We start from the raw sequence: 26,720 nt of genomic DNA, 5'->3' as shown, positions 1-26,720 counted from the left end.
GACAAGCGTCTGTCGCCCGACGAGATCAAGACCTTGGTCCACTGGGTGGACGAGGGCGCGCCGCGCGGCGAGGGTACGGATCCCCTGGGCGCGGTGAAGCGCGTGGCCGCCGAATGGCCGCTGGGCAAGCCCGACCTGATCATCGACGTGCCGGCCTTCACCATCCCGGCCTCGGGCGTGGTGGACTATCAGCGTCCGGCGGTGGCCGGCACGCTGACCGAAGGCAAGTGGGTCCGCGCCTCGACGGTGAAGCCGGGTTCGCGCCAAGGCGTGCACCACCTCCTGACCGGCTGGATGGAAGAGATGCCGAAGGACGGCCACTCCTCCGAGACCAAGTGGGCCGCCTCGCTGGGCGCGGGTTATGCGGTGGGCGCGGAAAGCTCGATGGAGCCGGCCAACGCCGGCGTCTACCTGCCGCCGGGCGGCGCCTACGGCTTCCAGATGCACTACACGCCCTACGGCAAGGAAGTGGTCGATAAGAGCCAGGTCGCGCTCTACTTCTACGACAAGCCGCCGGAGCTGATCATGCACAGCGTGGTGGTGATGGATCCGACCATCGAGATCCCGGCGGGCGAGGCGCGGCACAAGGAAGTGGCCTATGTGCAGTTCCCGCACGACGCGCTGCTCTATTCGGCCTTCCCGCACGCGCACTACCGCGCCTATTCGTCGGACCTCTGGATCCAGTATCCGGACGGCAAGATGAAGCTGCTGCTGTCCCTGCCGCGCTACGACTTCAACTGGCAGCGGGCCTACACCTTCGCCGAGCCGATCAAGGTGCCGGCGGGCTCGCGGCTGGTGGCGCACTACGTCTACGACAACTCGGCGCGCAACCCATCCAACCCGGACCCGAAGATCAACGTCAGCTGGGGCGAGCAGTCGTTCCAGGAGATGCTGTTCACCAACCTCAGCTACCGCTGGGTGGACGAGACCTCGAAGCATCGCGTCGACTATGACGAGGAGATGGGCAAGACCCGCCTGCTCGGCATGATGGACGACAACCTGGACGGCAAGCTGGAGAAGGCGGAGCTGAAGGGCAACATGGGCCGTCAGCTGCTGAAGTACTTCGACGTGCTGGACAAGAACCATGACGGCGCCCTGGACGCCGACGAGCTGGCCGCCGCCCAACAGATGATGGGCCCGCGCCGCTCCGCCGCCTCGGCTCCGCCGGCCAAGCCGTCGGAAGCCGCGACGCAAGCCGCCGCCTTCAACGGCGGCAGCCCGACCAACCGCTAAGGCGGTCAGGATCGCCGTCTCCCTGGCGGGCGGCGGTGGTCTGTAGAACGAACGGATGAGGGGCCGCGGGAAACCGCCGGCCCCTTTTTCGTTCGGACCGGCGCGCGTGTCTCGAATTACCGATGGTTCACTTGAGCGGCCCCTCGGCGGTCCTACCCTGCGGCCCGGGAGGACTGTCGATGGGATGGAAGCTGCTCGCCGCCGCGTTTGGGAGCTTGGCGCTGGCCTCACAGGCGCGCGCCGCGGACCCTCCGGCCTCGCCGCCGCCCGTCGAGGTGATGGTGGTGGGCGTCTTCCATATGTCGAACCCGGGCCGCGACCTCCACAACCTGAAGGTCGACGATGTCCTGGAGCCGAAGCGGCAGGGCGAGATCGCGGCGGTGACCGCGGCCCTGGCCCGCTTCAAACCCACCAAGGTCGGGGTGGAATGGCCCGCCGACGTGGTGGCCGAGCGCTACAAGCAGTACCTCGCGGGCACGCTCGCGCCGTCGCGCAACGAGGTGGTGCAGCTGGGATTCCGGCTGGCCAAGACCGCGGGGTCTGAAGGCGTCTACAGCCTCGACGCCGACGGCGACTTCCCCTACGAGCGGCTGCAGAACTTCGCCGAGACGCGCGGTTTCAAGGGTCTGCTGGATGAGCAGAACGCCATCATCCAGCGCCAGGTCGCTGAGGAGGCAAGGCTGCTGGCCGAGAAGGGCGTGGCCGCCGACCTGCGGTTCCTCAACGACCCCGAGCGGATCAAGGCCGACAACGGCTTCTACCGCGCCATGCTGCACATCGGCCTGAACTCCGACCAGCCGGGCGTGGACCTGCTAAGCGCCTGGTATCGCCGCAACCTGCAAATCTGCGCCAACCTGCTGCAGCTCGCCAAGCCGGGCGACCGGGTGGCGGTGTTCTTCGGATCGGGCCACGCCTTCCTGCTGCGCCAGTGCGTGACCGAGACCCCGGGCTACAAGCTCGTCGAGGCCAACGACTACCTTCCGCGCTGACGCGGCGCGGCGTCAGGCGGGATCGGGCCGGAGCGCGGGCGCGCGCCGCCGCTGCGCCTGGCGCAGGCCCATGACGATGGCCGCGGCGATCAGGAAGGCGGCGGGCAGCAGGCTGAGGCCCAAATGGAACCCGCCGGTCCTGTCCTTGGCCAGGCCCCAGAGCCAGGGGAAGACGAACGAACCCACCTGGCCCAGGCCGTTGATGGCGGCGACGGTGACCGCCACGGCGCGCGGGTGGACGATCTCGCCGGGGGCTAGCCAGAAGGCGGCGCTGATCCCGAAGTAGCAGGCCATCATGGCGAGGTAGGCGGCCATCACCACGGGCCCCGCCGGGACGAAGGCGATTACCGCGAAGCACGCGGCGGCCAGGATCAGCGGGACCGCCAGATGCAGATAGCGCTCGCGCAGTCGGTCGGAGCTCCAGCCGGTCGCGGCCATGCCGATCGCCCCGGTGATCCCGCCGGCCGCGACGAGGTAGCCCACATGGGCAGCGTCAAGGCCGGTGGCCTCCCTCAGGATGGTCGGCGCGGAGAGGGTGAAGGCGTAGTAGGGCCCGAGATAGAGGAAGTTCACCGCGACCAGCGCGATCACGACCGGCCGGAAGAGCGCGCGGACCTGGCCGTGTTCGGGGGCGGCGACGGCGGCGTTGTCCGCGGCCAAGCGCGACTGCAGCCACGCTTTCTGCTCGGGCGACAGCCAGGCGGCGTCGGCGGGGCGATCGGGCAGCCAGCGCAGGAAGACGAAGGCCAGGATGACCGCGGGGGCGCCCTCGGCCATCAGAAGCCACTGCCAGCCGTGCAGGCCCAGATGGCCGTCGAGCCCCAGGAGGCTGCCCGCCACCGCGCCCATGACCACCGAGGCCAAGGGCGCTGCGATATAGAACCGCGAGATCGCCCGGCCGCGGTGGCTCTGCGGGAACCAGAGGCCGAGGTAGTAGATCACGCCGGGAAAGAACCCCGCCTCGGCGGCGCCCAGCAGGAAGCGCACGAGGTAGAACTGCCAGTCCGTACGGACCAGCGCCATGCTCATGGCCACCAGGCCCCAGGTGATCATGATCCGCGCCAGCCAGCGCTTCGCCCCGATCCTCGCCAGGGCCAGGTTCGAGGGGACCTCCAGGATGGCGTAGCTGATGAAGAACAGGCCGCCGCCGAAGCCGTAGACCGAGGCGGTGAAGCCGAGCTGCGCGTTCATGGTCGGCGCGGCGAAGCTGATGTTCACCCGGTCTATGTAGGAGACCAGGTAGCCCAAGAGGATCAGCGGCAGGAGGCGCCAGGCGACCGCGCGGATCGTACTGCGCTCCAGCATCTCGTCGGACATATGGCCTGACCCTGCGCCCCTGGGGAGGAATGTTAGGCTTCGCACCTCAATTGGGGGAGAAGCCAGATGATTCGAAACCTCGCATGCGTCGCCGCCGTCCTGGCGCTCGCGCCGGTGGGCCAAGCGGCGGCGGCCGGCCTGCAGCACGTCCCCGCCGCGCCCGGTGGGCCGGCCGGGGCGACCCCGCCCTACAGCGCCGCGGTCCTGGCGGGCAATACGCTCTACGTCGCTGGCACGACGGACCGCGGGCCCGTGGCCGGAGACACCGCGGCGGCCGCCGCCAAACGCGCGCTCGACAATTTCAAACACGAGGTGGAGGCCGGCGGGGCGACCATGGACGACCTCGTCTGGGTGCAGATCTTCTCGTCGGACCTGGCGGACTACGCGGCCTTCAACGAAGTCTATCGGAGCTACTTCAAAGGGCCCATGCCGGCCCGCGCCTACCTGGGCGTCGACCATCTGCTGGGCGGCGCCAGGTTCGAGATCATGGGCGTCGCGGTGAAGCGGTAGCTATTCGGCAGCTTGCTCCTGAGCGTAGCCGAGCTGCTCGTTCAGGCGCTCGATCACCGAGATGGCGGCGTCGGGGACCGTCGTGCCGGGCGTGAAGATCGCGGCGACGCCCATGTCCCGGAGCGCCGCGAAGTCCTCCGGCGGGATGACGCCGCCCACCACCACCATGATGTCGGCGCGGCCCAGGCGGGCGAGCTCGCTCTTCAGCTCGGGCACCAGGGTCAGGTGGCCGGCGGCGAGCGAGCTGGCGCCCACCGCGTGGACGCCGTCGGCCACGGCTTGGGCGGCGGTCTCGGCGGGGGTCTGGAAGAGGTCGCCGATCTCCACGTCGAAGCCCAGGTCGGCGAAGCCGGAGGCGATCACCTTCTGGCCGCGGTCGTGGCCGTCCTGGCCCATCTTGGCGATCAGGATACGCGGCTTCTTGCCGTCGGCCTGGGTGAAGGCCTTGGCCATGTCCTGGGCCTGACGAGCCTGGTCGGTGACGCCGCTTTCGCGCAGGTAGACGTCCTTGACCGCGTTGGCGTGGGCCTTGTGCCGGTTGAAGACCTTTTCCAGGGCGTCGGAGATTTCGCCCAGGCTGGCGCGGGCGCGCGCAGCCTCGACGGAGAGCTCCAGCAGGTTGCCGTTCCCGGCGGCGCCGTTGGTCAGGGCCTCGAGCGCCCGGGCCACAGCGGCGGGATCGCGCTCGGCCCGCAGGCGCTGGAGCTTGGCGAGCTGCTGCTCGCGCACCGCGGTGTTGTCGACCTTCAGCATCGGGATCTCATCGGCCACGTCGGGGCGGTAGCGGTTGACGCCCACCACGCTCTGTAGACCGGCGTCGATGCGCGCCTGGGTGCGGGCCGACGCCTCCTCGATGCGGCGCTTGGGCAGGCCGTTCTCGATCGCCTTGGCCATGCCGCCGAGGGCCTCGACCTCAGCGATGTGGGTGAGCGCGCGCTGGGCCAGGTCGGCGGTCAGGCGCTCGACGTAGTAGCTGCCGCCCCAGGGATCGATGACCCGGGTCTGGCCGCTCTCGGCCTGCAGGAAGAGCTGGGTGTTGCGCGCGATGCGGGCGGAGAAGTCCGTTGGTAAAGCCAGGGCTTCGTCGAGGGAGTTGGTGTGCAGGCTCTGGGTCTGGCCGCCGGTCGCGGCCATGGCCTCGACCGTGGTGCGGGCCACGTTGTTGAAGACGTCGTGCGCCGCCAGGCTCCAGCCGGAGGTCTGGGTGTGGGCGCGCAAGGAGAGCGAACGGCTATCCTGCGGATCGAACTCGGCCTTCATCAGCTTGGCCCAAAGCAGACGCGCGGCGCGCTGCTTGGCGATCTCCATGAAGGCGTTCATGCCGGCGTTCCAGAAGAACGACAGGCGCGGGGCGAACTGGTCGACGGTCATGCCCGCGGCGACGCCGGCGCGGACGTATTCGATCCCGTCGGCCAGGGTGTAGGCCAGCTCCAGGTCCAGCGTCGCCCCGGCTTCCTGCATGTGATAGCCGCTGATCGAGATCGAGTTGAACCGCGGCATCTCCTTCGAGGTGTAGGCGAAGATGTCCGAGACGATCCGCATCGAGGGCGTCGGCGGATAGATGTAGGTGTTGCGGGTCAGGAACTCCTTCAGGATGTCGTTCTGGATGGTGCCCGACAGCGCCTTGTGCGGCACGCCCTGTTCCTCGCCGGCCACGATGTAGAGGGCCAGGATCGGCAGCACCGCCCCGTTCATGGTCATCGACACGCTCATCTTGTCGAGCGGGATGCCGTCGAAGAGGGTGCGCATGTCGAGGATCGAGTCGATGGCCACGCCCGCCATGCCGACATCGCCCTTCACCCGCGGGTGGTCACTGTCGTAGCCGCGGTGGGTGGCCAGGTCGAAGGCGATGGAGAGGCCCATCTGACCGGCCGCCAGGTTGCGGCGATAGAAGGCGTTGGAGTCCTCGGCCGTGGAAAAGCCCGCGTACTGGCGGATGGTCCACGGATTGGTCAGGTACATGGTCGGATAGGGCCCGCGCAGGAATGGCGCGAGGCCCGGATAGCCGCCCAGGGTGTCGAGGCCCTCTGTGTCGGCGGGGCCGTAGGCGGCCTTGACCGCGATGCCTTCGGGGGTCTGCCAGGGCTCGCCGGACGGGGGCCGCGGCTGGGGCGGCCCCGCGTCGAAGGCGAGCTGGGAGAAGTCGGGGAAGCCGCTCATTCGAAAGCCCCCGAAAGGCGCATGGGCGCAAGCGGCGGGCAGGCGCTGTCGGGGCCGGGCAGGCGGGGGGAGGGCGCGGCGGCGGCCGGGCGCGCGGCGGTGAGTTCGGTCTCCACGGGCGTCTCCTTGGCCGGCGGGAAAGCGGTGACGCCGATGATCTTGGGCTCCGCCGGGCGGGCGGCGCGGACGGCGGCCACGTCCTCGGCGATCCGGCCGGCGGTGAGGGCCGCGACAATCCCGCCGGCGGCCTCGATGGCCTGGAAGCGGGCCCAGGCGGCGCGGGCGATCTCGTCGGTGAGGGCTTCCAGGTAGCCGGCGCCGGCGGCGGGGTCGGCGACGCGGCCAATGTGGGCCTCCTCCATCAGGACGAGCTGGGCGTTGCGGCTCTGGCGGCGGGCGAAGGCGGTGGGCAGGCCGATGGCGTCGGTGAAGGCGCCGAGGATCACGGTGTCCGCCCCGCCGACCGCCGCGCCGAAGCCGGCGGCGGTGAGCCGGATCATGTTGGTCCAGGCGTCCCGAGCGGTCAGCATGCGGCGCGAGGACCGGGCCTCGATGCGGGCGGTGGGCTGGGCGCCGCAGGCTGTCGCGATCCGCGCCCAGACGGCGCGGGCGGCGCGCAGCTTGGCGATCGTCACGAAGTAGTCGGCGTCCGCGCTGAGTCCGAGCGTGATGTGCCCAAACGCCTTGGCCATGGGCATCCCGGCGCGCGCCAGGGCCTTGGCGTAGGCGATGGCGGCCGCCGCGGCGAAGGCGACCTCGCCGGCCTCACCGCCGCCGGCCTCGTGGACCACGCGGCCTGAGGCCAGGAAGAACTGGGCGTGCGGGTAGGTCTCGGCCAGGCGCGCGGCGACATTGGCGGCGCTGATCAGGTGCGCCTCGATCGGCCCGGGGCTCGCCCCGGCCTCGGCGAAGGCGCTCAAGGGGTCGAGGTGGAAACGGACCAGGGCGGTGGGCGAGGCCTTGGCCACGGCGCCCAGCCAGTCGGCGGCCTGCGGTCCGAGGAAGCCCGCGTCCAGGGTCACCGGCGCGAACTCCAGGATCACGTCGTCAAGGACGCGGGCCAGGTCGGCGGCCGAGCCCACTGCGACGCCGGTCTTGCCGGCCGGATCGATGCGGACCACCGCGCCGGCCGCGCCGCCCAGGAGGTCGGCCAGGATCTCGGCGTTGGCGCGGGCCGGGTCGGGATGGGCGGTGACGGTCGCGACCTCCCAGGCGCGGTCGGCGGAAACCGCACGGGCCGGAGCCTTGGGCCTGGCCGCCTGGCCGTAGAGCGGGGCGACGGCCAAGCCCTCGGCGGTGGCCTTTTCCAGGGACGAGAACGGCGCCTCACCCAGGGTCTTGTCGACCAGCTTGCGCCAGTCCGCCTCGGTGGCGGGCGGAAAGTCGGCTGAGCGCGAAGCGGTGTCGGTCGTCGATACAGACATAGGGCGCGAATTGGTCCCGCCCGGGGCGCGCCGTCAAGATCGCCGGCTCTCGGGGCCTTGCCAGGCCGGCCGCACGCCTAGAGGCTGGCGGGGATGCAGACCACGGTGGTCCAGACCGGGCTTGGGCCCATTCCCCTGTGGGCGCCGCCCGGCGCGCTGACTTCCGCCAAGCCGATGGTGCTGGTGATCACCGGCGCCTGGGCGCCCGCCGACGAGATGATCAGGACCGCCCAGGTGGTCGGGCCAGCCTGGGACGCGGCGGTGATGCGCCTGCCCGGCAACGGGACGCCGGTCCTGGCCGAGACCTCGGTGGCGGCCTGGGGCGGGGCGGTGAGCGACTTGATCGGGATAGCCCTGGCCGGGCGGCCGGTGATGCTGGTCGGCCTCTCCATCGGCGCCCTGGTGGCGCTGGCGGTGCGCCATCCGCGGGTCGCGCGGATCGTCGCCCTGGAGCCGCCGCTGGACACCGGCAAGCTCTGGCCCCTGGCGGAGCGCCTGCAGGCCCGCTGGCGCGAGACGCCAGCGGATCGGACCTTCCTCGAGGCGGTGTTCGGCCAGGGCGCGGCCAGCCTGGAGGGGCGAACCTACGGCCATCTGTTCGCGGGCGCGCCGCCGGCGGATGTGGCGCTCGGCGAGGTCGCGCTCTATCCCGAACGCCCGTTGCCTCGCTTCCCAAGCTTCGTGGACACGCCGGAGCGGGAATGGCTCGCCCGCCAGCCGGGCGTCGCCTTGCACGTCGCGCCAGGCGCGGGGCACAACATCCACGTCTTCGCCGCACCCTTCCTCCGCGATCTCCTGTTGGCGGCGATGGACAAGGCGCTGGCGGAAGCGGAGCCTTGATTTGCGCCTATCCGATCTGTAGCGTACGCCGTAAATAAGCAGTGTTTACATTCCAAGCGAGGTATTTCCCATGGCCCTGCCACCCGTCCTGCGTGACCGCCTCCGCCTGCCGGTGATCGGCTCGCCGCTGTTCATTATCTCCAACCCGGACCTGGTGATCGCCCAGTGCAAGGCGGGCATCGTGGGCTCGTTCCCGGCGCTGAACGCGCGGCCGGCCAGCCTGCTGGACGAGTGGCTGCACCGGATCACCGAGGAGCTGGCCGCCTGGGACCGCGACCATCCGGACACGCCGTCGGCGCCCTTCGCGGTGAACCACATCGTGCACAAATCCAACGACCGGCTGCAGCACGACGTCGAGGCCACCACCAAGTGGAAGGTCCCGGTGATCATCACCTCGCTGGGTGCGCAGGAGCCGGTGAACGCGGCCGTCCACTCCTATGGCGGCACGGTGCTGCACGACGTGATCAACGACCGCTTCGCCCGCAAGGCGGTAGAGAAGGGCGCCGACGGCCTGATCCCGGTGGCGGCCGGGGCCGGCGGCCATGCCGGGCAGCTGTCGCCCTTCGCCCTGATCCAGGGGCTGCGCGAGTGGTTCGACGGGCCGATCGCGCTTTCCGGCGCCATCGCCCACGGCCGCTCGATCCTGGGCGCCCAGGCCATGGGCGCGGACCTCGCCTATGTGGGCTCGGCCTTCATCGCCACCCAGGAGGCCAACGCCGACCCGGCCTACCAGCAGATGATCGTCGCGAGCTCCGGCGAGGACATCACCTACACGAACCTGTTCACCGGGGTGCACGGCAACTACCTGACCCCGTCCATCGTGGCCGCGGGGCTGGACCCGGCCAACCTGCCGGTCTCCGACGCCTCGGCGATGAACTTTGGCTCCGGCGGCAACTCCAAGGCCAAGGCCTGGCGCGACATCTGGGGCTGCGGCCAGGGCATCGGCGCGGTGAAGAGCGTGCCGACCGCCGGTGAACTCGTCGCCCGGCTGGCAGCCGAATACGAGGAGGCCAAGGCTGACCTCGCCGCCAAGACCGCCTTCACCGCCGGCCGGGTGCTGATGGCGGCGGCGTAGGGATCAGGTGGCGTCTCTCGCGTTTGTGATGTCAGTTTTTCTGCGGCGCCTGCCAGCTTAATCCCACTCGGTGGCTAGGGATAAACGGCCTAGCTTCCCCCTCGCTTGAGAGCGAGGGACCGAGCATGCGCGCGCGTGCGCCACATCATTGTGAAGTCCGTCCACGCTGGTTTGGGCGCAACGCTGGGAAACGCGGCGCCCTGCCGCGGGTTGGTCTGCTTGTCCGGTCGCCGCGTTCGAGACGCGTTCTGAGAGCCCCCATTCGCCTTGAGGACTTGAGACCATGACGACCTTCTCTCCGCCCGCCTCGGCGCCGACCCGCCGCATGCTGGTGGGCGGCCTGGCCGCGGCGCCGCTGCTGGCCAGTCCGCTGCTGGCCGGGCCGGCCCAGGCGCAGGCCGGGCGGACGATCACCCTGCTGAACGTCAGCTACGATCCGACGCGGGAGCTCTACAAGGAGATCAACGCCGCCTTCGCCGCCTACTGGAAGGGCAAGACCGGCGAAATCCTCGACATCAAGCAGAGCCACGGCGGCTCCGGCAAACAGGCCCGCTCGGTGATCGAGGGGCTGGAAGCCGATGTGGTCACCCTGGCCCTGGCCGGCGACATCGACGAGATTTCCGAGCGGGCCAAGCTCCTGCCCGCCAACTGGCAGAGCCGCCTGCCGGACAATTCCACGCCCTACACGTCCACGATCGTGTTCCTGGTGCGCAAGGGCAATCCGAAGGGCATCCGCGACTGGCCGGACCTGGTGAAGCCGAGCGTGGGCGTAATCACCCCGAATCCGAAAACCTCGGGCGGCGCACGCTGGAGCTACCTGGCGGCCTACAACTACGGCGTCCAGCACGGCGGCCCCGGCGCGGCCAAGGACTACATCACCAGGCTCTACAGGAACGTGCCGGTGCTGGGCGCGGGCGCGCGCGACGCCACCACCAACTTCGCCCAGCGCAACCTCGGCGACGTGCTGCTGTCCTGGGAGAACGAAGCCTATCTGACCATCGACGAGTTCGGGCCGAACTTCGACATCGTCTATCCGTCGAGCTCGATCCTGGCCGAGCCGCCGGTGGCGCTGGTGGACAAGATCGTCGACCGCCACAAGACCCGCGTGCAGGCCACCGGCTATCTGAACTTCCTCTACAGCCCGCTGGCGCAGGACATCGTCGGCAAGCACCACTTCCGGCCGCGCGAGGCCAAGGCGGCGGCCAAGTATGCGGCCAGCTTCAAGACCATCCCCCTGGCCACCATCGACAAGGCCTTCGGCGGCTGGAAGAAGGCCAGCGTCGCGCACTTCGCCGACGGGGCGCTGTTCGACCAGATCTACAAGCCCGCGTGAGCGATCAGGCGATCCTTCCCCGGGGACTTGGGGCCCCGCTCGGGGCCGGCGGCGCGGGTGTCGGCGGCCGCCCGCGCCGGGCGCCCTGGGTGGCGCATTCGATCCTGCCCGGGTTCGGCCTGTCGCTGGGCATCACCCTTGTCTACCTGGGCGCGATCGTGGTCCTGCCGCTGACGGCCCTGGCGCTGCGCCCTTGGGAGCTGGGGCTAGACGGGGTCTGGCGGGCGCTGACGGCGCCCCGGGTGGCGGCGGCGTTCCGCTTGAGCTTCGGGCTCTCGGCCCTGGCGGCCCTGCTGAACGCGCCGCTGGGCCTGCTGATCGGCTGGACCCTGACCCGCTACAGCTTCCCCGGGCGGCGGATCATGGACGCCCTGGTCGACCTGCCGTTCGCGTTGCCGACCGCGGTGGCCGGCATCGCGCTCACAGCCATCTACGCCCCCACCGCGCCGCTCGGCCATTTCGCCGCGCGGTTCGGCATCAAGACCGCCTTTTCGCCGCTCGGCATCTTCATCGCCCTCGTCTTCATCGGCCTGCCGTTCGTGGTCCGCTCGGTGCAGCCGGTGTTGCAGGAGCTCGACCGCGAGGTGGAGGAGGCGGCGACGACCCTGGGCGCCAACGCCTTCCAGCGCGCGGTGCGGGTGATCCTGCCGACGCTCGCGCCCGCGCTGATCTCCGGGGTCAGCCTGGCCTTCGCCCGGGCAGTCGGGGAGTACGGCTCGGTGATCTTCATCGCCGGCAACATGCCGATGAGGACCGAGATCGCGCCCCTGATCATCGTCATGAAGCTGGAGCAGTACGACTACGCCGGCGCCGCGGCCGTGGGCCTGGCCATGGTGGTGATCGCCTTCGGCAGCCTCTTGCTGATCAACGGCCTGCAGCTGTTCCTGGCCCGGCGGGGGCGGGTATGACGGCGGTCGGACGCCCCTTCAGCCAGACGCGCCTGCCGGGCTTCGCGCCCCTGCTGGTGATCGCTTCGGCCACCGTCATGACGGTCTTGGTGCTGCTGCCGCTGTTCGTGGTGTTCAGCGACGCCTTCTCCAAGGGGATCGGCCATTACCTGGCCGCCATCACCGAGCCGGACGCGGTCTCGGCCATGAAGCTGACGCTGCTGGTGGCGGCCATCGCGGTGCCGCTGAACGCCGTCTTCGGCATCGCGGCGGCCTGGTGCATCGCGAGGTTCGAATTCCGCGGCAAGGGGGTGCTGCTGACCTTGATCGACCTGCCGTTCTCCATGTCGCCGGTGGTCTCGGGCCTGGTCTGGGTGCTGCTGTTCGGGGCGCAGGGCTGGTTCGGGACCTGGCTGATCGACCACGACGTCAAGATCATCTTCGCCACCACCGGCCTGGTGCTGGCGACCATTCTGGTGACCTTCCCCTTCGTCGCGCGCGAACTGATCCCGCTGATGCAGGACCAGGGCAGCGACGAGGAGGCCGCGGCCCTGACCCTGGGGGCCGGCGGCTTCACGACCTTCTGGCGGATCACGCTCCCGAACATCCGCTGGGCGCTGCTCTACGGCGTCCTTTTGTGCAACGCGCGGGCCATGGGCGAATTCGGCGCCGTCTCGGTGGTGTCCGGTCACATCCGGGGTTTGACCACCACGCTCCCGCTTCACGTCGAGGTGCTCTACAATGACTATGACTTCGTCGGCGCCTTCGCGGCGGCCTCGCTCCTGGCCTCCCTCGGGCTCGTCACCCTGGTCCTCAAGACCGGACTCGAATGGCGGCACTCCGGTGAACTATCGGCCAACCGAAGACATTGACGCCGACCCCGCCAGCGGCAGCCCGCTGGCGCTGGAGATCCGTGGGATTTCCAAGTCGTTCGGCCGCTTCCCGGCGCTGAACAACGTCTCGCTGCACGCCCGCGACAAGGAGTTCCTGGCGCTGCTCGGGCCGTCCGGTTCGGGCAAGACGACGCTGCTGCGCGTGCTGGCGGGGCTGGAGCGGCCGGACGCGGGCGAGGTGCGCTTCGCGGGCGAGGACTTCCTCAGCCTGCCGGTGCGCCGCCGGCGCGTGGGCATGGTCTTCCAGCACTACGCCCTCTTCCGCCACATGACCGTGGCCCAGAACATCGCCTTCGGCCTGACGGTGCGGCCCCGGCGCGAGCGGCCGTCCAAGTCGGAGACCGCCGATCGGGTCGCTGACCTCCTTAGCCTCGTGCAACTGGACGGCCTGGGCGGGCGCTTCCCGGCGCAGCTCTCCGGCGGTCAGCGGCAACGGGTGGCGCTGGCCCGGGCGCTGGCCATCGAGCCCAGCCTGCTGCTGCTCGACGAGCCGTTCGGGGCCCTGGACGCCCAGGTGCGCCGCGAACTGCGCCGTTGGCTGCGCGAGGTGCACGACCGGGCCGGGGTGACCACGGTCTTCGTGACCCACGATCAGGAGGAGGCGCTGGACCTGGCCGACCGGGTGGCGATCCTGAAGGACGGCGAGCTGCGCCAGCTGGGCGCGCCGAACGAGGTCTACGCCGCCCCGGCCGACGCCTTCGTCTACGACTTCCTGGGCGCGGCCTGCCGCCTGCCGGGCGTGGTCGAGGGCCGCAGGCTGACCGTCGCCGACTGGGAGACGCAAGCCCCGGCCGACGCGCCGCAGGGCCGCGTGGAGGTCTTCTTCCGCCCTGACGAGGTGATGTTCGCCCCGCTCGACGGCGCGGGCCTGGCGGGCGAGGTCAAGGCTGTGGCGGTGCGCGGGCCGGACGTACGGATCGAATGCCTGATCGAGGGCCGGCTGTTCGAACTGGAATCCCGCGGCGCCGTGGTTCCGAACGGGGTGGCGCCGGGCCTGGCCCTGCGGGTCAAGCCGCTGAAGCCGAAGATCTATGCGGCCAAGGCCTGAATCCTTTTCCGGGCTCGGGCGTTGAGCCGGCGAAGGAGCCCCGCGCCATGATCGTCCTGCCCCCGCAGCGCCGCTTCTCCGTGCATGGCGTCGAGGACGCCCCGGGCCGCAGCCTGCTCATCGAGGGCTGCAACTTCGAGGATGCGGCGCTGAGCTTCGTCGAGCATCAGCACCTGGAGTCCCACAGAGGGGATCCTGACCGCGACGACACGGTCTCCCTGCTGGTCGAGGACTGCGACACCGGCGAGCGCCAGTGCTTCCGCATCGACCTCGCCACCGGCGAGGCCGCGCCCTGCGACTAGCCGCCTAGCCCGGATTGGCCGCCAGCCAGCGGTCGACGTCGGGCAGGCGCCTGGCGATGATGTCCAGCCGATAGCTGATCCCCGAGAGGGTCCGGGTCACCGCCGGCCGCGTGGAGGCGGGCACGGTCTCGGCGAAGGCCTTCAACTTGGGCAGGATGGCGGCGTTCCCCGAGCCGTTCGCCAGGACCGCGAAATAGGTGGTGCGGCTGGTGGGCTCGACCATGGCCTCGACCGCGGCGCGGTTGGCGATGGCGAAGTCGAAGGCCTTTTCCGGAAAGACCCGGGCGACGCTGCTGATCAGGTTGGGGGCGTCGGTGGGCGGCGGCTCCTTGGTGAGGGAGAGCGCCAGCGCCTTGTCGGCCAGGGCCGGATCGTGGGCGGCGCCCAGGTAGCGGTAGAGCCGGCTGCGGTCCGTGCTCTCGGTGGATGCCTTGGCCATGGCGTGAAGCTGGTCCCAGGCCGCGGCGTCGGCGTGGGCGGCCACGATCTGCAGGACTGTGAGGCGGTTGGCGCCGCGCAGACCATCCGGGTTGGCCACCAGGCCGGCGAAGCGTTTGCGCGCCTCGGCGACCACGGCCGGATCGTCGAACTGGCTGAGCGCGGAGAGCAGGTCGCGGCGCGCCAGGGCGTCGTTGTCGGCCTCGGCGGGCTTGGCGTCCCAGCCGAGGCGCGCGAAGGCGGGGGCCAGGCGCGTGCGGGCGAAGGCGCGGAAGGCGGCCTGGGTGGGCAGGCCCTTGTAGAGATCGTCCAGCGCGGTGAGCTGGTCGATCAGGGCGCGTAGCACCACGGTCTCATGGGCGTCTTGCGCCTTCCTGGCGATCAGCAGGAAGTCAGTGAGCGGGGCGTAGCCGGCCTCGCCCAGGGCGCGGCTGTCGTAGATCAGGCCGAGTTGGTCCTCGCCCGCCAGGCTCGGGAAGGCGGCGACCACTCGGGTCTCCAGCTCCGGCGAATAGCGGCTGCGGAAGTAGCCGGTCTGGCCGGCGTTGATCAGCGGGGTGGCGTCGGCCTTGGCGGCCTTGAAGGCCGAGCTGTCGGCGCTGACCACCGGCCGCCAGGGCTGGCCGAGGCCGGTCACCACCACCGGCGTGCGCCAGGACCGCGGGGCCTTGGAGGCCTCGTCGGCGCCGAAGCGGCCCTGGGTCAGGGTCACCGCGTCGGGCGTCTTGGCCGCGGAGATCAGCGGCACCCCGGCCTGCAGGGTGAAGTCGTGGGCGATGCCGGTGATCTTCTTGGGCGAGACCTTGTCGATCTCGGTCCACAGGTCGTCGGTGACCGTGTTCCCATAGGCGTGGTGGGCGATGTAGTTGCGCACGCCCTGGCGGAAGACGTCCTCGCCCACGTAGGTCTCCAGCATGTGGATGACCGAGTGGCCCTTCTCATAGGTGATGCCGTCGAAGGCGTTGGCGGCGGCGAAGACATCGTGGATCGGCGTGATCACCGGGTGCGTGCCGGCCCGTGCGTCGGTGCGCATGGCGTTCTGCTCGCCGGCCTTGGTCTGCAGCCAGATCTTCCACTCCGGATGGAAGTGATCTGTGGTCTTGTTCTCCATCCAGGAGGCGAAGCCCTCGTTGAGCCACAGGTCGTCCCACCAGGCCATGGTCACCAGATCGCCGAACCACTGGTGGGCCATCTCGTGGGCGATATCGACATAGACGTTCTGCTTGTCCTGCTCGGTGGACAGCTTCGGGTCGATCAGGAGGGCGTAGTCGAAGTAGTAGATCGCGCCCCAGTTCTCCATGGCGGCGAAGAACTGGCTCTGGCCGGGGCCGGCGATGAAGTCGAGCTTGGGCAGCGGGTAGGGCGTGCCGAAGTAGTCGTTGTACCAGGGCAGGATCTCGGCGGCGGCGTCGAGGGCGAACTGGGCCTGAGCGGCCTTGCCCTTGCGCACGATGACGCCGACGTCGGTCTGGCCCACCATCTTGTGGATGCGCTCGAAGTCGCCGAGGGCGAAGAACAAGAGGTAGGAGTTCATCTTCGGCGTGTCGGCGAAGCGCACGGTCTGCAGGCCGTTGGACGACGGCGCCGTGGACGCCACCGGCATGTTGGACACCGCCATCTCGCCGGCGGGCGCCTCGACGGTGAGCGCATAGACCGCCTTCACCCCGGGCTCGTCCCAGGAGGGGATGAAGCGGCGGGCGTCGGAGTTCTCGAACTGGGTGAAGAGGGCGCGCTGCTTCTTGCCGCCCTCGCCGGTGTAGTCGAGGGCGAAAAGGCCGGAGGCCTGCTCGTAGATCACCCCGGTGTAGTCGAGCGACAGCGTGTAGCGGCCGGGCGCCAGCGGCTTGGCGAAGACGAAGGCGGCGGTCTGCTGCTCCTTGTCGAGCTCGACCTTGGGCGCGGCGGACTGGCCGGAAAGGGCGGCCTTCTGGAAGGCGATGTCGGCGGCGTTCAGGACGATGCGGTCGGTGGCCGTCCTGACGGTCAGCGCGATGTCCTCGTGGCCGGAGAAGCTCAGCTTGTCGGCGCTCGGGCGGATGGTGATCGCGTAGCGGTCCGGCGTGACGGTCTTGGGCAGGGCGACGTGCGGCGGGAAGGCGGCGGGCTTGGGCGCCGAGACGGCCTTCGCCGCCGGCTTGGCCGGCTGGGCCCAGGCGGGAGCGCTGACGGCCAGCAGGATCGCGGCCGCGGCGGGGATGAACTTCATGATCGAACTGTCCGAACCGGGTGAAAATTTGCGGCGACCTTAGGCATCGCGCAACGCTTCGCCTAGGCGCTTTTGCAGCCGACTTTGCATGCTAAGGCAAAGCTGTGGGAGGACTTCGCCATGGACGCACGCCGGGACGCCACGGAGGCCACGATCGCCGCGCACCAGCGGCTGGCCGCGAGCCTGCCGGCCGAGACCGGCGAGGACATGGCCAACGCCACGCGCGGCTTCCTGGGCACCATCCCGGACGCCGACGTACCAGGCGCCTGGAGCCTGAAGCCGTTCGAGTTCCTCAAGGGCGAGCGGCCGGACACGGTCAACCCCAGCCTCTGGCGCCAGGCTCGGCTGAACATGCAGCACGGCCTCTTCGAGGTGGCGAAGGGCGTCTACCAGGTGCGCGGCTTCGACCTGTCGAACATCACCTTCATCGAGGGCGAGGCCGGCTACGTCGTCATCGATCCCCTGATCTCCGCCCAGCCGGCGGCGGCGGCGCTGAAGCTGATGCGCGAGCACCGCGGCGACAAGCCGGTGACCGGGGTGATCTACACCCACAGCCACGTCGACCACTACGGCGGGGTGCGCGGGGTGATCTCCGAGGATGACATCGCCGCCGGCCTGCCGATCGTGGCGCCGGAAGGTTTCCTGCGCGAGGCGGTGAGCGAGAACGTGCTGGCCGGCAACGCCATGGGCCGGCGCGCGACCTACATGTACGGCGCCCTCCTGCCGCGCGACGCCAAGGGCCATGTGGACGCGGGGCTCGGCAAGACGGTCTCCATGGGCTCTGTCAGCCTGGTGCCCAACACGGTCAGCATCCAGGAGACCGGCGAGCGGCTGACGCTGGACGGCGTCGAGATCGTCTTCCAGGTGACGCCCGACACCGAGGCGCCGGCGGAGATGAACTTCTACTTCCCGCAGTTCAAGGCGCTGTGCATGGCCGAGAACTGCACCTGCCAGCTGCACAACCTCTACACGCCGCGCGGGGCGCAGGTGCGCGATGCGCGGGCCTGGAGCCACTACATCGACGAGGCCGAGCGGATGTTCGCCGCCGAGGCCGACGTCTTGTTCGCCAGCCACCACTGGCCGCGTTGGGGCTCGGGCGAAGCGCGGCGGTTCCTGCGCCAGCAGCGCGACCTCTACAAATACATCCACGACCAGACGCTGCGGATGGCCAACCATGGCCTGACGCCTGTCGAGATCGCCGAGGAGCTGGCCCTGCCGCCCAGCCTGGCGGCGGAGTGGCACACGCGCGGCTACTACGGGACGCTGAACCACAACGCCAAGGCGGTCTATCAGCGCTACCTGGGCTGGTTCGACGGCAACCCCGCCAACCTGCACAAGCTGCCGCCGGGCGAGGCCGGGGCGCGCTACGTCGAGGTGGCCGGCGGCGCCGACGCCCTGCTGGCCAAGGCGCGCGAGGCCTATGGGCGCGGCGAGTACCGCTGGGTCGCCGAGCTGGTGAACCACCTGGTGTTCGCCGACCCGGCCAACGGCGAAGCGCGGGCGCTGCAGGCCGATGCGCTGGAGCAGATGGGCTATCAGTCCGAGAGTGGGCCGTGGCGGGCCTTCTACCTGACCGGGGCGCAGGAGCTGCGCAATCCGCGCCCGCCCAGCGAGACCCCGCGGCAAGGGGCGGCGGGGCAGCTGCGGTCGCTGCCCGCCGACGCCTTGCTGGAGAGCTTCGCGGTGCGGCTGCACGGGCAGAAGGCCGGCGCGGCGGGCGAACTCGCGCTGACGGTGGCCTTCAGCGACACCGGCGAGACCTTCGCGGTCAGCGTCGAGAACGCGGTGCTGCACCATCGTCCGGCCGCCGGCGTGGCGGAGGAGGGCGCGGCGGTGACGCTGACCCGTCCAGCGCTGATCGGCCTGGTCATTGGCGAGACGACGCTGGACAAGGCGCTCGCGGACGGGTCGGTAGCCGGCGAGGGCGCCGCGGAGCTCGGCCGTCTCTTGCCACTGCTGGACCGCTTCGACTTCTGGTTCGAGATTGTTGCGCCTTAGGAGAGACCCATGAGCCATGTGACCTACCATATCGTCCAGCATGACGGCGGCTGGGCCTATCGGGCCGACGGCACCTATTCGGAGACCTTTCCCAGCCATGACGCGGCGAAGGCGGCGGCGCGCCGCGCGGCCGGCGAGCAGCGGGTGGCCGGCGACACCCACGGCATCGTCTACGAGGACGCGAACGGTCAGTGGCGCGAGGAGCTGGCCGACGGCCACGACCGGCCCTGGACCGACGTCGAGGGCTAAACCCAGTTGCATGAGGTGCCGTTTCCAAAGTGGCGGCAGCTCAAGCGCTCCGTCATCCCGGACGGCCTGCAAGGCCGAGCCGGGACCTAGGGGCCACCGCACAGCCTGAACCCCTGGGGCCCGGCTCTCCGCGTCGCTGCGGCCGGGATGACGGAGCATTTTGGCATTCGGGCGGTCCCGCGAGCGGTCCCTGGCTCTAAGTCCCGCTTAGCCCTGCGACGTTCCGCGAACTTTACCTTTCATTGTCCGCGGGGTTGTTCGATCCCCGCATGGGGGACGCGCGCGACAGCACGAACAATCGCAGGAGCCGGGCGGCGTTCCGGCGGCTGTTGCTGCTGGGGTTCGCCCTGGTGGCCATCGTTCTGGTGGGCGTGGGCGTCCTGCTGGCCGAAGGCTCGCGGCGGCTCAACGACCTGAAGGTCAAGGAAGACCGCACCCTGATCGCCAACATGCTGGACCGGATGACGGCCCGGGCGGTGAGCGACGTCACCACCGTCACGGTGTGGGATCGCGCCTATCAGAACCTTCGGCCCGGCGGCGACGCCAAGTGGGTGGATGTCGAGGTCGGCGCCTACCTCGCCAAGAACCGGGGGTTCGCGCGCAGTGTGGCGCTCGACGTCCACGACGCGCCGTTCTTCGCCTGGGACGGCGACCACCGCGTCGATCCCGCGACGGCGGTGGGTCTGCTGGCCGACGCCGCGCCGCTGATCCGCCTGGCGCGCCAGCGGGAGGCCGCCCTGATGGCCGATCCGCGCCGCGATCCCACCCGGCCGGCGACGGTCAGCGGGATCGTCCGTTCCGGCGGCGTGCGCTACATGATGGGCGTCTCGACGGTGACGCCGTCGCACCCGATGACGCCGCTGATCGCGGGACCGGCGCCGATGGTCGTGGCGGCCCGGACGCTGGACCCGCAGATCCTCGATTCCCTGCACCGCATGAGCGTCAGCCATCCGCGCCTGGCCGAGACCTCGACCGTGGCCGCCTCGGCCGCCCTCGTGGGCGCCGCGGGGGCGCCGGTGGGCTACATCCTCTGGACGCCCTCGCATCCCGGCCTGGTGGCCTTGCGGGAGGCGGCGCCCGTCCTGGCGCTGGGCTTCCTCGTCCTCCTGGCCCTCGCCGCGGTGGTCGGGCGGCAGATCTGGCGGATCATCCGCGAGCTGGACGCCTATGAGCGCGCCCACGCCGAGGCCTTGAAGGCGCTGGAGGACGCCCGCGACCGGGCCGAGGCCGCCAACGTCGCCAAGTCGCAGTTCCTGGCCAACATGAGCCACGAGATCCGCACGCCGCTGAACGGCATCCTGGGCATGGCGCAGGTGCTGGCGATGGGCGACCTGCCGCGGGAGGCGCGCGAGCGGGTGGCGATCATCCGCAATTCGGGCGAGACCCTGCTCGGCCTGCTGAACGACGTCCTCGACCTATCGAAGATCGAGGCCGGGCGGATGGAGCTCAGCGTCGGGACCTTCGACCTGGCCGCGGCGGCGGAGGGCGCGACGCGGGCCTTCGCCGGCGCCGCGGCCGAAAAGGGCGTGGCCTTCCTGCTGGACATCGACCCTGAGCTCTCCGGCCTGTGGCGCGGCGACGGCGGCAAGATCCGCCAGGTGCTGGGCAACCTGGCCTCCAACGCCGTGAAGTTCACCAGCGAAGGCGAGGTGCGCATCGCGCTCAGCCGCACGCCGTCGGGGGTCACGGTCATAGTGGCTGACACCGGGCTCGGCATCCCGGGGCCGGAGCTGGCGCGGCTGTTCAAGCGGTTCTCGCAGATCGACCCCTCGGCGACCCGGCGCTTCGGGGGGACGGGCTTGGGCCTGGCGATCTCGCGCGAACTGATCGAGCTGATGGGCGGGCAGATCTCGGTGACCAGTGTCGAGGGGCGCGGGTCGACCTTCTCCGTCGAGTTGCCGTTGCAGCCGGCCGCGCCGCCGCAGCCGCAGGCGTCGGACGCGGAGCCGGCCGCCCCGGTCTTCCGCCGCGGCTTCCAGGGCCTGCGGGTGCTGGCCGCCGAGGACAACCGGATCAACCAGGTGCTGCTGAGCGCCATGCTGGGCCCCCTGGGCGTCGAGCTGCACCTGGCGGGCGACGGGCGCGAAGCCCTGGCGCGGTTCCTGGCGCAGGACTTCGACCTCATCCTGATGGATATCCAGATGCCGGGGATGAACGGCGCCGACGCCGCCCAGGCGATCCGCGCCCTGGAGCTGGCCGAGGGCCGGACGCCGACCCCGATCCTGGCGCTGTCGGCCAATGTGATGCGCCACCAGATCGAGGCCTACCTGGCGGCGGGCATGAGCGGCTTCGTCGCCAAACCGATCGCCATGGCCAACCTGGTCGAGGCCATGGAGACGGCGCTGGCCGCCCGGCCACAAACCGCGCGCGTCTAGGCCTTCGCGCGGTTGTTCATCTCGTCGCCGGCGTTGGCGGGCAGACGGAGGAACCAGAACAGCGAGATCAGGGTGAAGGCGCCGATGATGGCGAAGGCCGGGGCCACGGCCGCGCCGGTCAGGTGGGTCTCGCCCCGGCGCAGCATCAGGAAGTGCAGCAGGGTGGCGGCGACGCCGATGCTCACCGACTGCATGAACTGCTGGGCCATGGAGGCGGTGGTGGTGCCGCGGCTCATCTGCGCCTGCTCGAGGTCGGCGTAGGCCATGCCGTTCAGGCTGGTGAACTGCAGGGAGCGGAAGAAGCCGCCGACCGCGAGCGCGATCATGATCTGCCAGTGCGGCGTGTCGATCCGGAAGAAGGCGTAGACCATGTAGGTGGCCGCGCAGATCAACCCGTTGACCACCAGCACGGTCTTAAAGCCGAAGCGGCGCAGGATGGGCGGGGCGGTGGTCTTCATGACGAGCGCGCCCACCGCGGAGATGAAGGTCATCAGGCCGGCGGCGAAGGCGGTCATGCCGAAGCCCACCTGCAGCAGCATGGCCAGCAGGAACGGCGTTGCGCCGGGCACCAGGCGGAAGAAGGCGCCGCCCAGCACCGAAGCCTGGAAGGTCCGGATGCGGAAGATATGGAGGTCTATGATGGCGTTGGGGTTGCGCCGGGCGTGCGCCCAGTAGAGTCCGAGGCAGGCCAGGCCCCCGCCGAACAGGCCGGCCACCGCCAGCGGCGGCAGGGCGTCGCGGCCCAGGTTCTCGAAGCCCAGGATCAGGCCCGCCAGGCCGAAGCCGGTGAGCAGGATGCCCGGCCAGTCGATCGGCGTCGTGTCCTGCTCCTTCACATTGGGGACAAAGGCGCGGACCAGCAGCACCCCGGCCAGGGCGATTGGCAGGTTCAGGAAGAAGATCCAACGCCAGGAGACGAAGGTGACGATGGCGCCGCCCAGCACCGGCCCGACCACGGGGCCCAGCAGCGCCGGCATGGTCACTACCGACATGGCCCCCACCAGCTCGTTCTTGGGCGTGGTGCGCAGGAGGACCAGGCGGCCGACCGGGCCCATCATGGCGCCCGCGCAGCCCTGGGCCAGGCGGAAGGCCACCAGCTCGGGCAGGGAATTGGCGAAACCGCAGGCGGCCGACGCGCTGGCGTAGGCCACCATGGCGATCATCAGGATGCGCTTGGCCCCAAAGCGGTCGGCCATCCAGCCAGAGATCGGCAAGAAGACCGCCGAGGCCAGCAGGTACATGGTGATGGCCAGGTTGAGCCTTAGGGGCTCCACATGCATCTCGCGCGCCATCGAGGGCAGGGCGTTGTTGATCGAGGTGGCGTTCAGCGTCTGCATGAGGAACGCCGAGCCGATGATAGCCGGCACCAGCCAGCCGCGCAGGGCGGCGTCCTTGCCTTCATTGAGGATCGCCGCGGCGTCGGCGCCGCGCTCGTCGGTGATGTCCTCGACCAGGACTTCTTCGGCCCGCGTGCTCATGCTTCGCCCGTCAGCTTGAGCAGGGGCGCCGCGGCGGCGGCCAGCCGCTCGCGCTCCTCGGCGGTCAGGCGGACCAGCCGCGCGGCCAGCCAGTCGTTGCGGTGGCGCTGGATGGCGGCGTGCTTGCGCAGGCCGGCCGGGGTGACGGTGAGGCCCTGGCGGCGGCCATCGGCGGCGTCGTCGGTGCGCACGACCCAGCCGGCCGCCTCCAGGCGCTTCACATGGCTCGACATCGTGGGCCGCGAGATCTGCTCGAAGTCGGCCAGCTCGGAGACGCCTACGCCGGGCTTCTTCTTGAGATAGCCCAGGATCAACGCGTCCTGCGCCGAGAGGCCGGCTTTCTGCCCCTCATGCCGCAGCTTGCGCGAGACCCGCAGCAGAGGTCCCCGCAGGGCCTCGGCCAGAGCGAAGACGTCCTCGATATCGGGGATGGTTTCGACGGGGGCGGGCGGCATGGCGTTTTGCGGACTCACGGAAGGTAGTTAGGTAGTCGAACTATCTATGGCGCCGCGCCGGACCGATCAACCCGCCCGTTCGCCGCAGGACGCGACAGTTCGGTCGCGGTCGAAACCACGGCTCGCAGAACGGCGTTAAGGTGAACCCGCATGACTGTGAGCCTCCCAAGCCTGTTGGGCGCGGCGGCCTTGGCGATGCTTCCGGCCGCCCTACCGGCGCCGGGGCAGGCCGCGCCCAACGATCTGGCGGAGGGCCGATCCTGACAGTTTCGAAACGTGACTCCGCTAGCCGCCGGGCGATTATCCGCAACCTGGTGTTTTAGGGGCGAAGACGATGCGGGTTGTGTTCCTGGCGGCGGCGCTGGCCGCCGTTCTCGCGGCGCCGGTCCGGGCCGAGCCGACGGCCGAGGGCGCCGAGGCCTGGCGGGCGCTCACCCGTATGGACCTGGAAGCGCACTATCAGCTCCTCAAGCACGACCATCCAGGCGCCTCGCCCGAGGCCGGCGACGCGGCCTTCGTCCAGGCCCTGGAGGCGGCGCACGCCGAGGCCCTGGCGCGCGCGAGCCGGGTGACCGGTATCGAAGGCTATGGCGCGACCCTGGCGGGCTTCGCCCACGCGCTGGGCGACAGCCACATCAACAGCTTCATGTCCGTCCTGCCCCGCACCGTGGCGTGGGCGGGAATCGTTGCGGCGCGGCGCGGGTCCGGTTGGGTGGTGGCCGCCGACGAGCCGAAGCTGACTGGCCGGGAGCTGGCGGGGGCGGAGATCGTCAGCTGCGACGGCCGCCCCGCCTCCGAGCTGGCCAAGGACGTGCTGCGCTTCCACGGCAACCCGGCGGTCACGGCCGAGCAGGCGCTGTTCGGCGGCTGGGTGCTGGTGGACGACGGCAACCCCTTCGTCACCCGCCCAAAGGCCTGCGTCCTGCGCAAGGACGGCATGGAGAACACCCAGACCCTGACCTGGAAATCGATCAGCTATGCCACGCTGCGCCAGCAGTACTGGAAGACGCCCGTCGGCCATGCGGGCTTCGGCCTGCGGCAGGCCGCCGGCGGCGGCTACTGGATCTCGCTCGAGGAGCTCGACGCCCACGACCAGCCGGTGATCGACGCGGTGAAAGCCCAGGCCGCGGCGATCCGCGACGCCGCCTTCGTCGTGGTCGACCTGCGCGGCAACAGCGGCGGCGACGACAACTACGCCCGGACCCTGGCCGCGGCGCTGATGGGCGAGGATTTCGTCACCGACGTCCTGGGGCCGAGCTCCGCAGGCGGCGGCTGCGCAGAGGTGTACCGCGCCTCATCCGGCAACGCCGACTACCTGACCAGGACGGCCAGGGTCTTCGGGGGCGACGGGGATGTGAACGCGCAGAAGGAATACGAGCGGGGCGCCGCGGCGATCGCCGTGGCGCGGGCGAAGGGGCGCAACCTGACCGGCGCTCCGGTCTGCGCCGCTCCGCCCAAGCCGGCCGCGGACCGCCGGCGCCTGTCGCTGGCCCGCGCGCCGATCCTGGTGCTGACCGATGCGGCCTGCTTCTCCTCCTGCATCGACGCCACCTGGTTCTTCCATGACCTGGGCGCGGTGCAGGTCGGCCAGGCGACCGGCGGCGACACCCACTATTCGGAGTATCGGCAGGAGGTGCTGCCGTCCGGCCTGTCCACGGCCTCGACGCTCACCGCCATCATCCCCGACGCGCCGGCCCAGATCGGCCCGTTCGAGCCGCAGTACGCCTTCGACGGCGACATGGCCGACACCGCGGCCCTGGAGGCCTGGGTCTCCGGACGGATCGTCCCGCAGCTCAAAACGCAACGCGCCGCCGCTCGGGACTGAGCGGCGGCGCGGCTTGGATGTCAGCTTACGCGGCTAAAGGACGCCCAGCATCTCGGCGACCAGCGGGTGGCGGACGATGTCGCGGTCGGCCAGGCGGACGACGGCGATGTTGGGGACGGCTTCCAACCTAGTGGCGACAGGGCCGAGGCCGGAGAACTCCGGCAGCAGGTCCGACTGGTCGGGGTCGCCGGTGACCACCATGGTGGAGTGCCAGCCCAGGCGGGTCAGCAGCATCTTCAGCTGGGTGTAGGTGCAGTTCTGCGCCTCGTCGATGACCACGAAGGCGTTGTTCAGCGTGCGGCCGCGCATGAAGCCGACCGGGGCGATCTCGATGGCGCCCTCGGCCATCAGCGCGCGGACCCGCTTCATGGAAAGCCGGTCGGAAAGCGCGTCGTAGAGCGGGCGCAGATAGGGGGCGAGCTTGTCCTCCGCGTCACCGGGCAGGAAGCCGATGCTCTCGCCGGCCTCAACCGCGGGGCGTGACAGGACGATGCGGCCGACCGAGCCGGATTCCAGAGCTTCCACCGCCTTGGCGATGGCCAGGTAGGTCTTGCCGGTGCCGGCCGGACCCAGCGCCATGACCAGGTTCTTGGCGTCGATGGCGTCGATGAGCTCCTGCTGGCCGGACGACTTGGCCTTGATGGTCTTGAGGTAGGCCTGGTCGCGCTCGTCGTTGGAGGCCAGGGGCGACCAGCCCCTGTCGACGGGCAGCCGACGGATCTTGTCGTCACCGGAGAACTGGCCGGCGTCGAACGCGCCTTCGCGCAGCTGGCGCTTCAGGGCTCGCTTGGTCATGAAAAGCCTCCGTGGACCCCGTGGAATGCGGGGCAAGAAAAAAGGGCGTCTCCGCAGTGGAGCGCCCTTGGTTGGTCGGGGATGAATCGAAGCCGGCGGCCTGCGCGGCCCAGCGGAAGTCCGGGTGGATCGCCCGGAGAAGCCGGTCCGGATCCGAAGACCCGGGGTGACAACACGCTCAGCGCCATCAACTCCGTCCAGCGCGAGTTACGAACCGAGTGAGCCGGCCCGCAGCGGACTTCGGGAAGGCTATCGCCCCCTCGAATCGCCCGACTAGAATGAGCCTAGCTTGGTTTCCGGAATCTTAAATGCGCGGTTTGTCGCAAGAAACGAGGTGTGCGGATGAGTGTCTATAACTTAGGCAATGTGATGCCTGAATTACCAAACGATGACGAATACTGGATTGCGCCGACCGCCGCGGTGATGGGACGAGTGCTTCTCAAGAAGAACGCGTCCGTCTGGTGGGGCGCGACCTTGCGAGGCGACAACGACCCGATCGTGGTGGGCGAGGGGTCCAATGTGCAGGACGGCAGCGTGCTGCACACCGACTCGGGCTCGCCGCTGACCATCGGGGCCAATGTGACCGTGGGCCACATGGTGATGCTGCACGGCTGCACGATCGGCGACAATTCCCTGGTGGGCATCGGCTCCATCGTCCTGAACGGGGCGCGGATCGGGAAGAACTGCCTGATCGGCGCCAACTGCCTGATCACCGAGGGCAAGGAGATCCCGGACAACTCGCTCGTCATGGGCGCGCCCGGCAAGGTGGTCCGCGAGATCAGCCCCGAGCAGGCGATGATGCTGGCCGGCGGCGCGGCGCACTACGTCGAGAACTGGAAGCGCTATCGGCGGGAGCTAAAAGAGGTCTGAGATAAGAAAAACGGGAGGAC

21 protein-coding genes and 2 pseudogenes are annotated in these 26,720 nt (G+C 70.1%); 15 read left to right on the top strand and 8 right to left on the bottom strand.

What is annotated here, in order from left to right; translation table 11 throughout:
* Both E8A49_RS16945 and E8A49_RS16940 read left to right on the top strand, forming a co-directional pair.
* Positions 1-1,233: pseudogene (locus E8A49_RS16945) on the top strand (hypothetical protein); the annotation flags it as partial.
* A gap of 179 nt (positions 1,234-1,412) precedes the next feature.
* Entirely contained in the window at positions 1,413-2,222 is an 810-nt protein-coding gene (locus E8A49_RS16940) for a DUF5694 domain-containing protein (RefSeq protein WP_293384058.1), read from the top strand.
* Between the two features lie 12 nt (positions 2,223-2,234).
* Here E8A49_RS16940 and E8A49_RS16935 read toward each other — a convergent pair whose 3' ends face one another.
* A complete protein-coding gene (locus E8A49_RS16935) occupies positions 2,235-3,539 on the bottom strand; it encodes an MFS transporter (RefSeq protein ID WP_293384055.1) in 1,305 nt (434 codons plus the stop codon).
* Between the two features lie 66 nt (positions 3,540-3,605).
* Here E8A49_RS16935 and E8A49_RS16930 point away from each other — a divergent pair, with 66 nt between their 5' ends.
* Entirely contained in the window at positions 3,606-4,049 is a 444-nt protein-coding gene (locus E8A49_RS16930; RefSeq protein WP_293384052.1) for a Rid family hydrolase, read from the top strand.
* Here E8A49_RS16930 and scpA read toward each other — a convergent pair whose 3' ends face one another.
* Together scpA and E8A49_RS16920 are read right to left on the bottom strand one after the other, a co-directional pair.
* Positions 4,050-6,209: a methylmalonyl-CoA mutase gene (gene scpA, locus E8A49_RS16925; RefSeq protein ID WP_293384049.1), complete on the bottom strand. Its 2,160-nt coding sequence runs from the start codon at positions 6,207-6,209 to the stop codon at positions 4,050-4,052.
* Positions 6,206-7,633 (bottom strand): methylmalonyl-CoA mutase family protein, encoded by a 1,428-nt coding sequence (locus tag E8A49_RS16920; protein WP_293384046.1) that lies wholly within the window; start codon positions 7,631-7,633, stop codon positions 6,206-6,208. The genes scpA and E8A49_RS16920 overlap by 4 nt, the downstream gene beginning before the upstream one ends.
* 93 nt (positions 7,634-7,726) lie before the next feature.
* On the opposite strand from E8A49_RS16920, the gene E8A49_RS16915 reads away from it, so the two are divergent.
* The 7 genes from E8A49_RS16915 (at position 7,727) to E8A49_RS16885 (ending at position 14,011) form a co-directional block, all read left to right on the top strand.
* Complete coding sequence (locus tag E8A49_RS16915; protein WP_293384043.1) at positions 7,727-8,473, top strand: alpha/beta hydrolase; 747 nt, start codon at positions 7,727-7,729, stop codon at positions 8,471-8,473.
* A 70-nt stretch (positions 8,474-8,543) separates the two neighbouring features.
* Positions 8,544-9,548: a nitronate monooxygenase family protein gene (locus E8A49_RS16910; protein ID WP_293384040.1), complete on the top strand. Its 1,005-nt coding sequence runs from the start codon at positions 8,544-8,546 to the stop codon at positions 9,546-9,548.
* 283 nt (positions 9,549-9,831) lie between these two features.
* A complete protein-coding gene (locus E8A49_RS16905) occupies positions 9,832-10,881 on the top strand; it encodes a sulfate ABC transporter substrate-binding protein (protein WP_293384037.1) in 1,050 nt (349 codons plus the stop codon).
* An 89-nt stretch (positions 10,882-10,970) separates the two neighbouring features.
* On the top strand, positions 10,971-11,789 hold the full coding sequence (gene cysT, locus E8A49_RS16900) for a sulfate ABC transporter permease subunit CysT (RefSeq protein ID WP_293384034.1): 819 nt from the start codon (positions 10,971-10,973) through the stop codon (positions 11,787-11,789).
* A complete protein-coding gene (gene cysW, locus E8A49_RS16895; RefSeq protein WP_293384031.1) occupies positions 11,786-12,640 on the top strand; it encodes a sulfate ABC transporter permease subunit CysW in 855 nt (284 codons plus the stop codon). The genes cysT and cysW overlap by 4 nt, the downstream gene beginning before the upstream one ends.
* Positions 12,612-13,709: a sulfate/molybdate ABC transporter ATP-binding protein gene (locus E8A49_RS16890; protein WP_366928832.1), complete on the top strand. Its 1,098-nt coding sequence runs from the start codon at positions 12,612-12,614 to the stop codon at positions 13,707-13,709. Before cysW ends, E8A49_RS16890 begins: the two co-directional genes overlap by 29 nt.
* A 47-nt stretch (positions 13,710-13,756) precedes the next feature.
* Entirely contained in the window at positions 13,757-14,011 is a 255-nt protein-coding gene (locus E8A49_RS16885) for a DUF5961 family protein (RefSeq protein ID WP_293384028.1), read from the top strand.
* Positions 14,012-14,015: 4 nt separating this feature from the next.
* On the opposite strand, the gene E8A49_RS16880 is transcribed toward E8A49_RS16885, so the two are convergent.
* Entirely contained in the window at positions 14,016-16,655 is a 2,640-nt protein-coding gene (locus E8A49_RS16880; protein ID WP_293384025.1) for a M1 family metallopeptidase, read from the bottom strand.
* 120 nt (positions 16,656-16,775) lie between these two features.
* Between E8A49_RS16880 and E8A49_RS16875 the strand changes: the two genes are divergently transcribed.
* Both E8A49_RS16875 and E8A49_RS16870 read left to right on the top strand, forming a co-directional pair.
* Complete coding sequence (locus E8A49_RS16875) at positions 16,776-18,653, top strand: alkyl sulfatase dimerization domain-containing protein (protein ID WP_293384022.1); 1,878 nt, start codon at positions 16,776-16,778, stop codon at positions 18,651-18,653.
* A gap of 9 nt (positions 18,654-18,662) precedes the next feature.
* A complete protein-coding gene (locus E8A49_RS16870; protein ID WP_293384019.1) occupies positions 18,663-18,902 on the top strand; it encodes a DUF2188 domain-containing protein in 240 nt (79 codons plus the stop codon).
* 51 nt (positions 18,903-18,953) lie between these two features.
* Here E8A49_RS16870 and E8A49_RS16865 read toward each other — a convergent pair.
* A pseudogene (locus tag E8A49_RS16865) lies at positions 18,954-19,052 on the bottom strand (hypothetical protein); the annotation flags it as partial.
* A gap of 119 nt (positions 19,053-19,171) precedes the next feature.
* Between E8A49_RS16865 and E8A49_RS16860 the strand changes: the two are divergent.
* Entirely contained in the window at positions 19,172-21,277 is a 2,106-nt protein-coding gene (locus tag E8A49_RS16860) for an ATP-binding protein (RefSeq protein ID WP_293384016.1), read from the top strand.
* Here the strand turns inward: E8A49_RS16860 and E8A49_RS16855 are convergent.
* The gene (locus tag E8A49_RS16855; protein ID WP_293384013.1) at positions 21,274-22,755 is read right to left on the bottom strand and encodes an MFS transporter; all 1,482 of its coding nucleotides are present in this window, start codon (positions 22,753-22,755) and stop codon (positions 21,274-21,276) included. The two genes, E8A49_RS16860 and E8A49_RS16855, sit on opposite strands and share 4 nt — an antisense overlap.
* Entirely contained in the window at positions 22,752-23,210 is a 459-nt protein-coding gene (locus tag E8A49_RS16850) for a MarR family transcriptional regulator (RefSeq protein ID WP_293384011.1), read from the bottom strand. The genes E8A49_RS16855 and E8A49_RS16850 overlap by 4 nt, the downstream gene beginning before the upstream one ends.
* A 334-nt stretch (positions 23,211-23,544) precedes the next feature.
* Here E8A49_RS16850 and E8A49_RS16845 point away from each other — a divergent pair, with 334 nt between their 5' ends.
* On the top strand, positions 23,545-25,035 hold the full coding sequence (locus tag E8A49_RS16845) for a S41 family peptidase (protein ID WP_293384008.1): 1,491 nt from the start codon (positions 23,545-23,547) through the stop codon (positions 25,033-25,035).
* Between the two features lie 33 nt (positions 25,036-25,068).
* Here E8A49_RS16845 and E8A49_RS16840 read toward each other — a convergent pair whose 3' ends face one another.
* Complete coding sequence (locus E8A49_RS16840) at positions 25,069-25,830, bottom strand: PhoH family protein (protein ID WP_293384005.1); 762 nt, start codon at positions 25,828-25,830, stop codon at positions 25,069-25,071.
* Between the two features lie 342 nt (positions 25,831-26,172).
* Between E8A49_RS16840 and E8A49_RS16835 the strand changes: the two genes are divergently transcribed.
* Complete coding sequence (locus E8A49_RS16835; protein WP_293384002.1) at positions 26,173-26,700, top strand: gamma carbonic anhydrase family protein; 528 nt, start codon at positions 26,173-26,175, stop codon at positions 26,698-26,700.
* The last annotated feature ends 20 nt before the right edge of the window (positions 26,701-26,720 follow it).

The organism is Phenylobacterium sp., assembly GCF_004799515.1.
GTDB lineage: Bacteria > Pseudomonadota > Alphaproteobacteria > Caulobacterales > Caulobacteraceae > Phenylobacterium.
The sequence above is the reverse complement of the archived record's forward strand: the minus strand, read 5'-3'. Positions and strand labels throughout refer to the sequence as shown.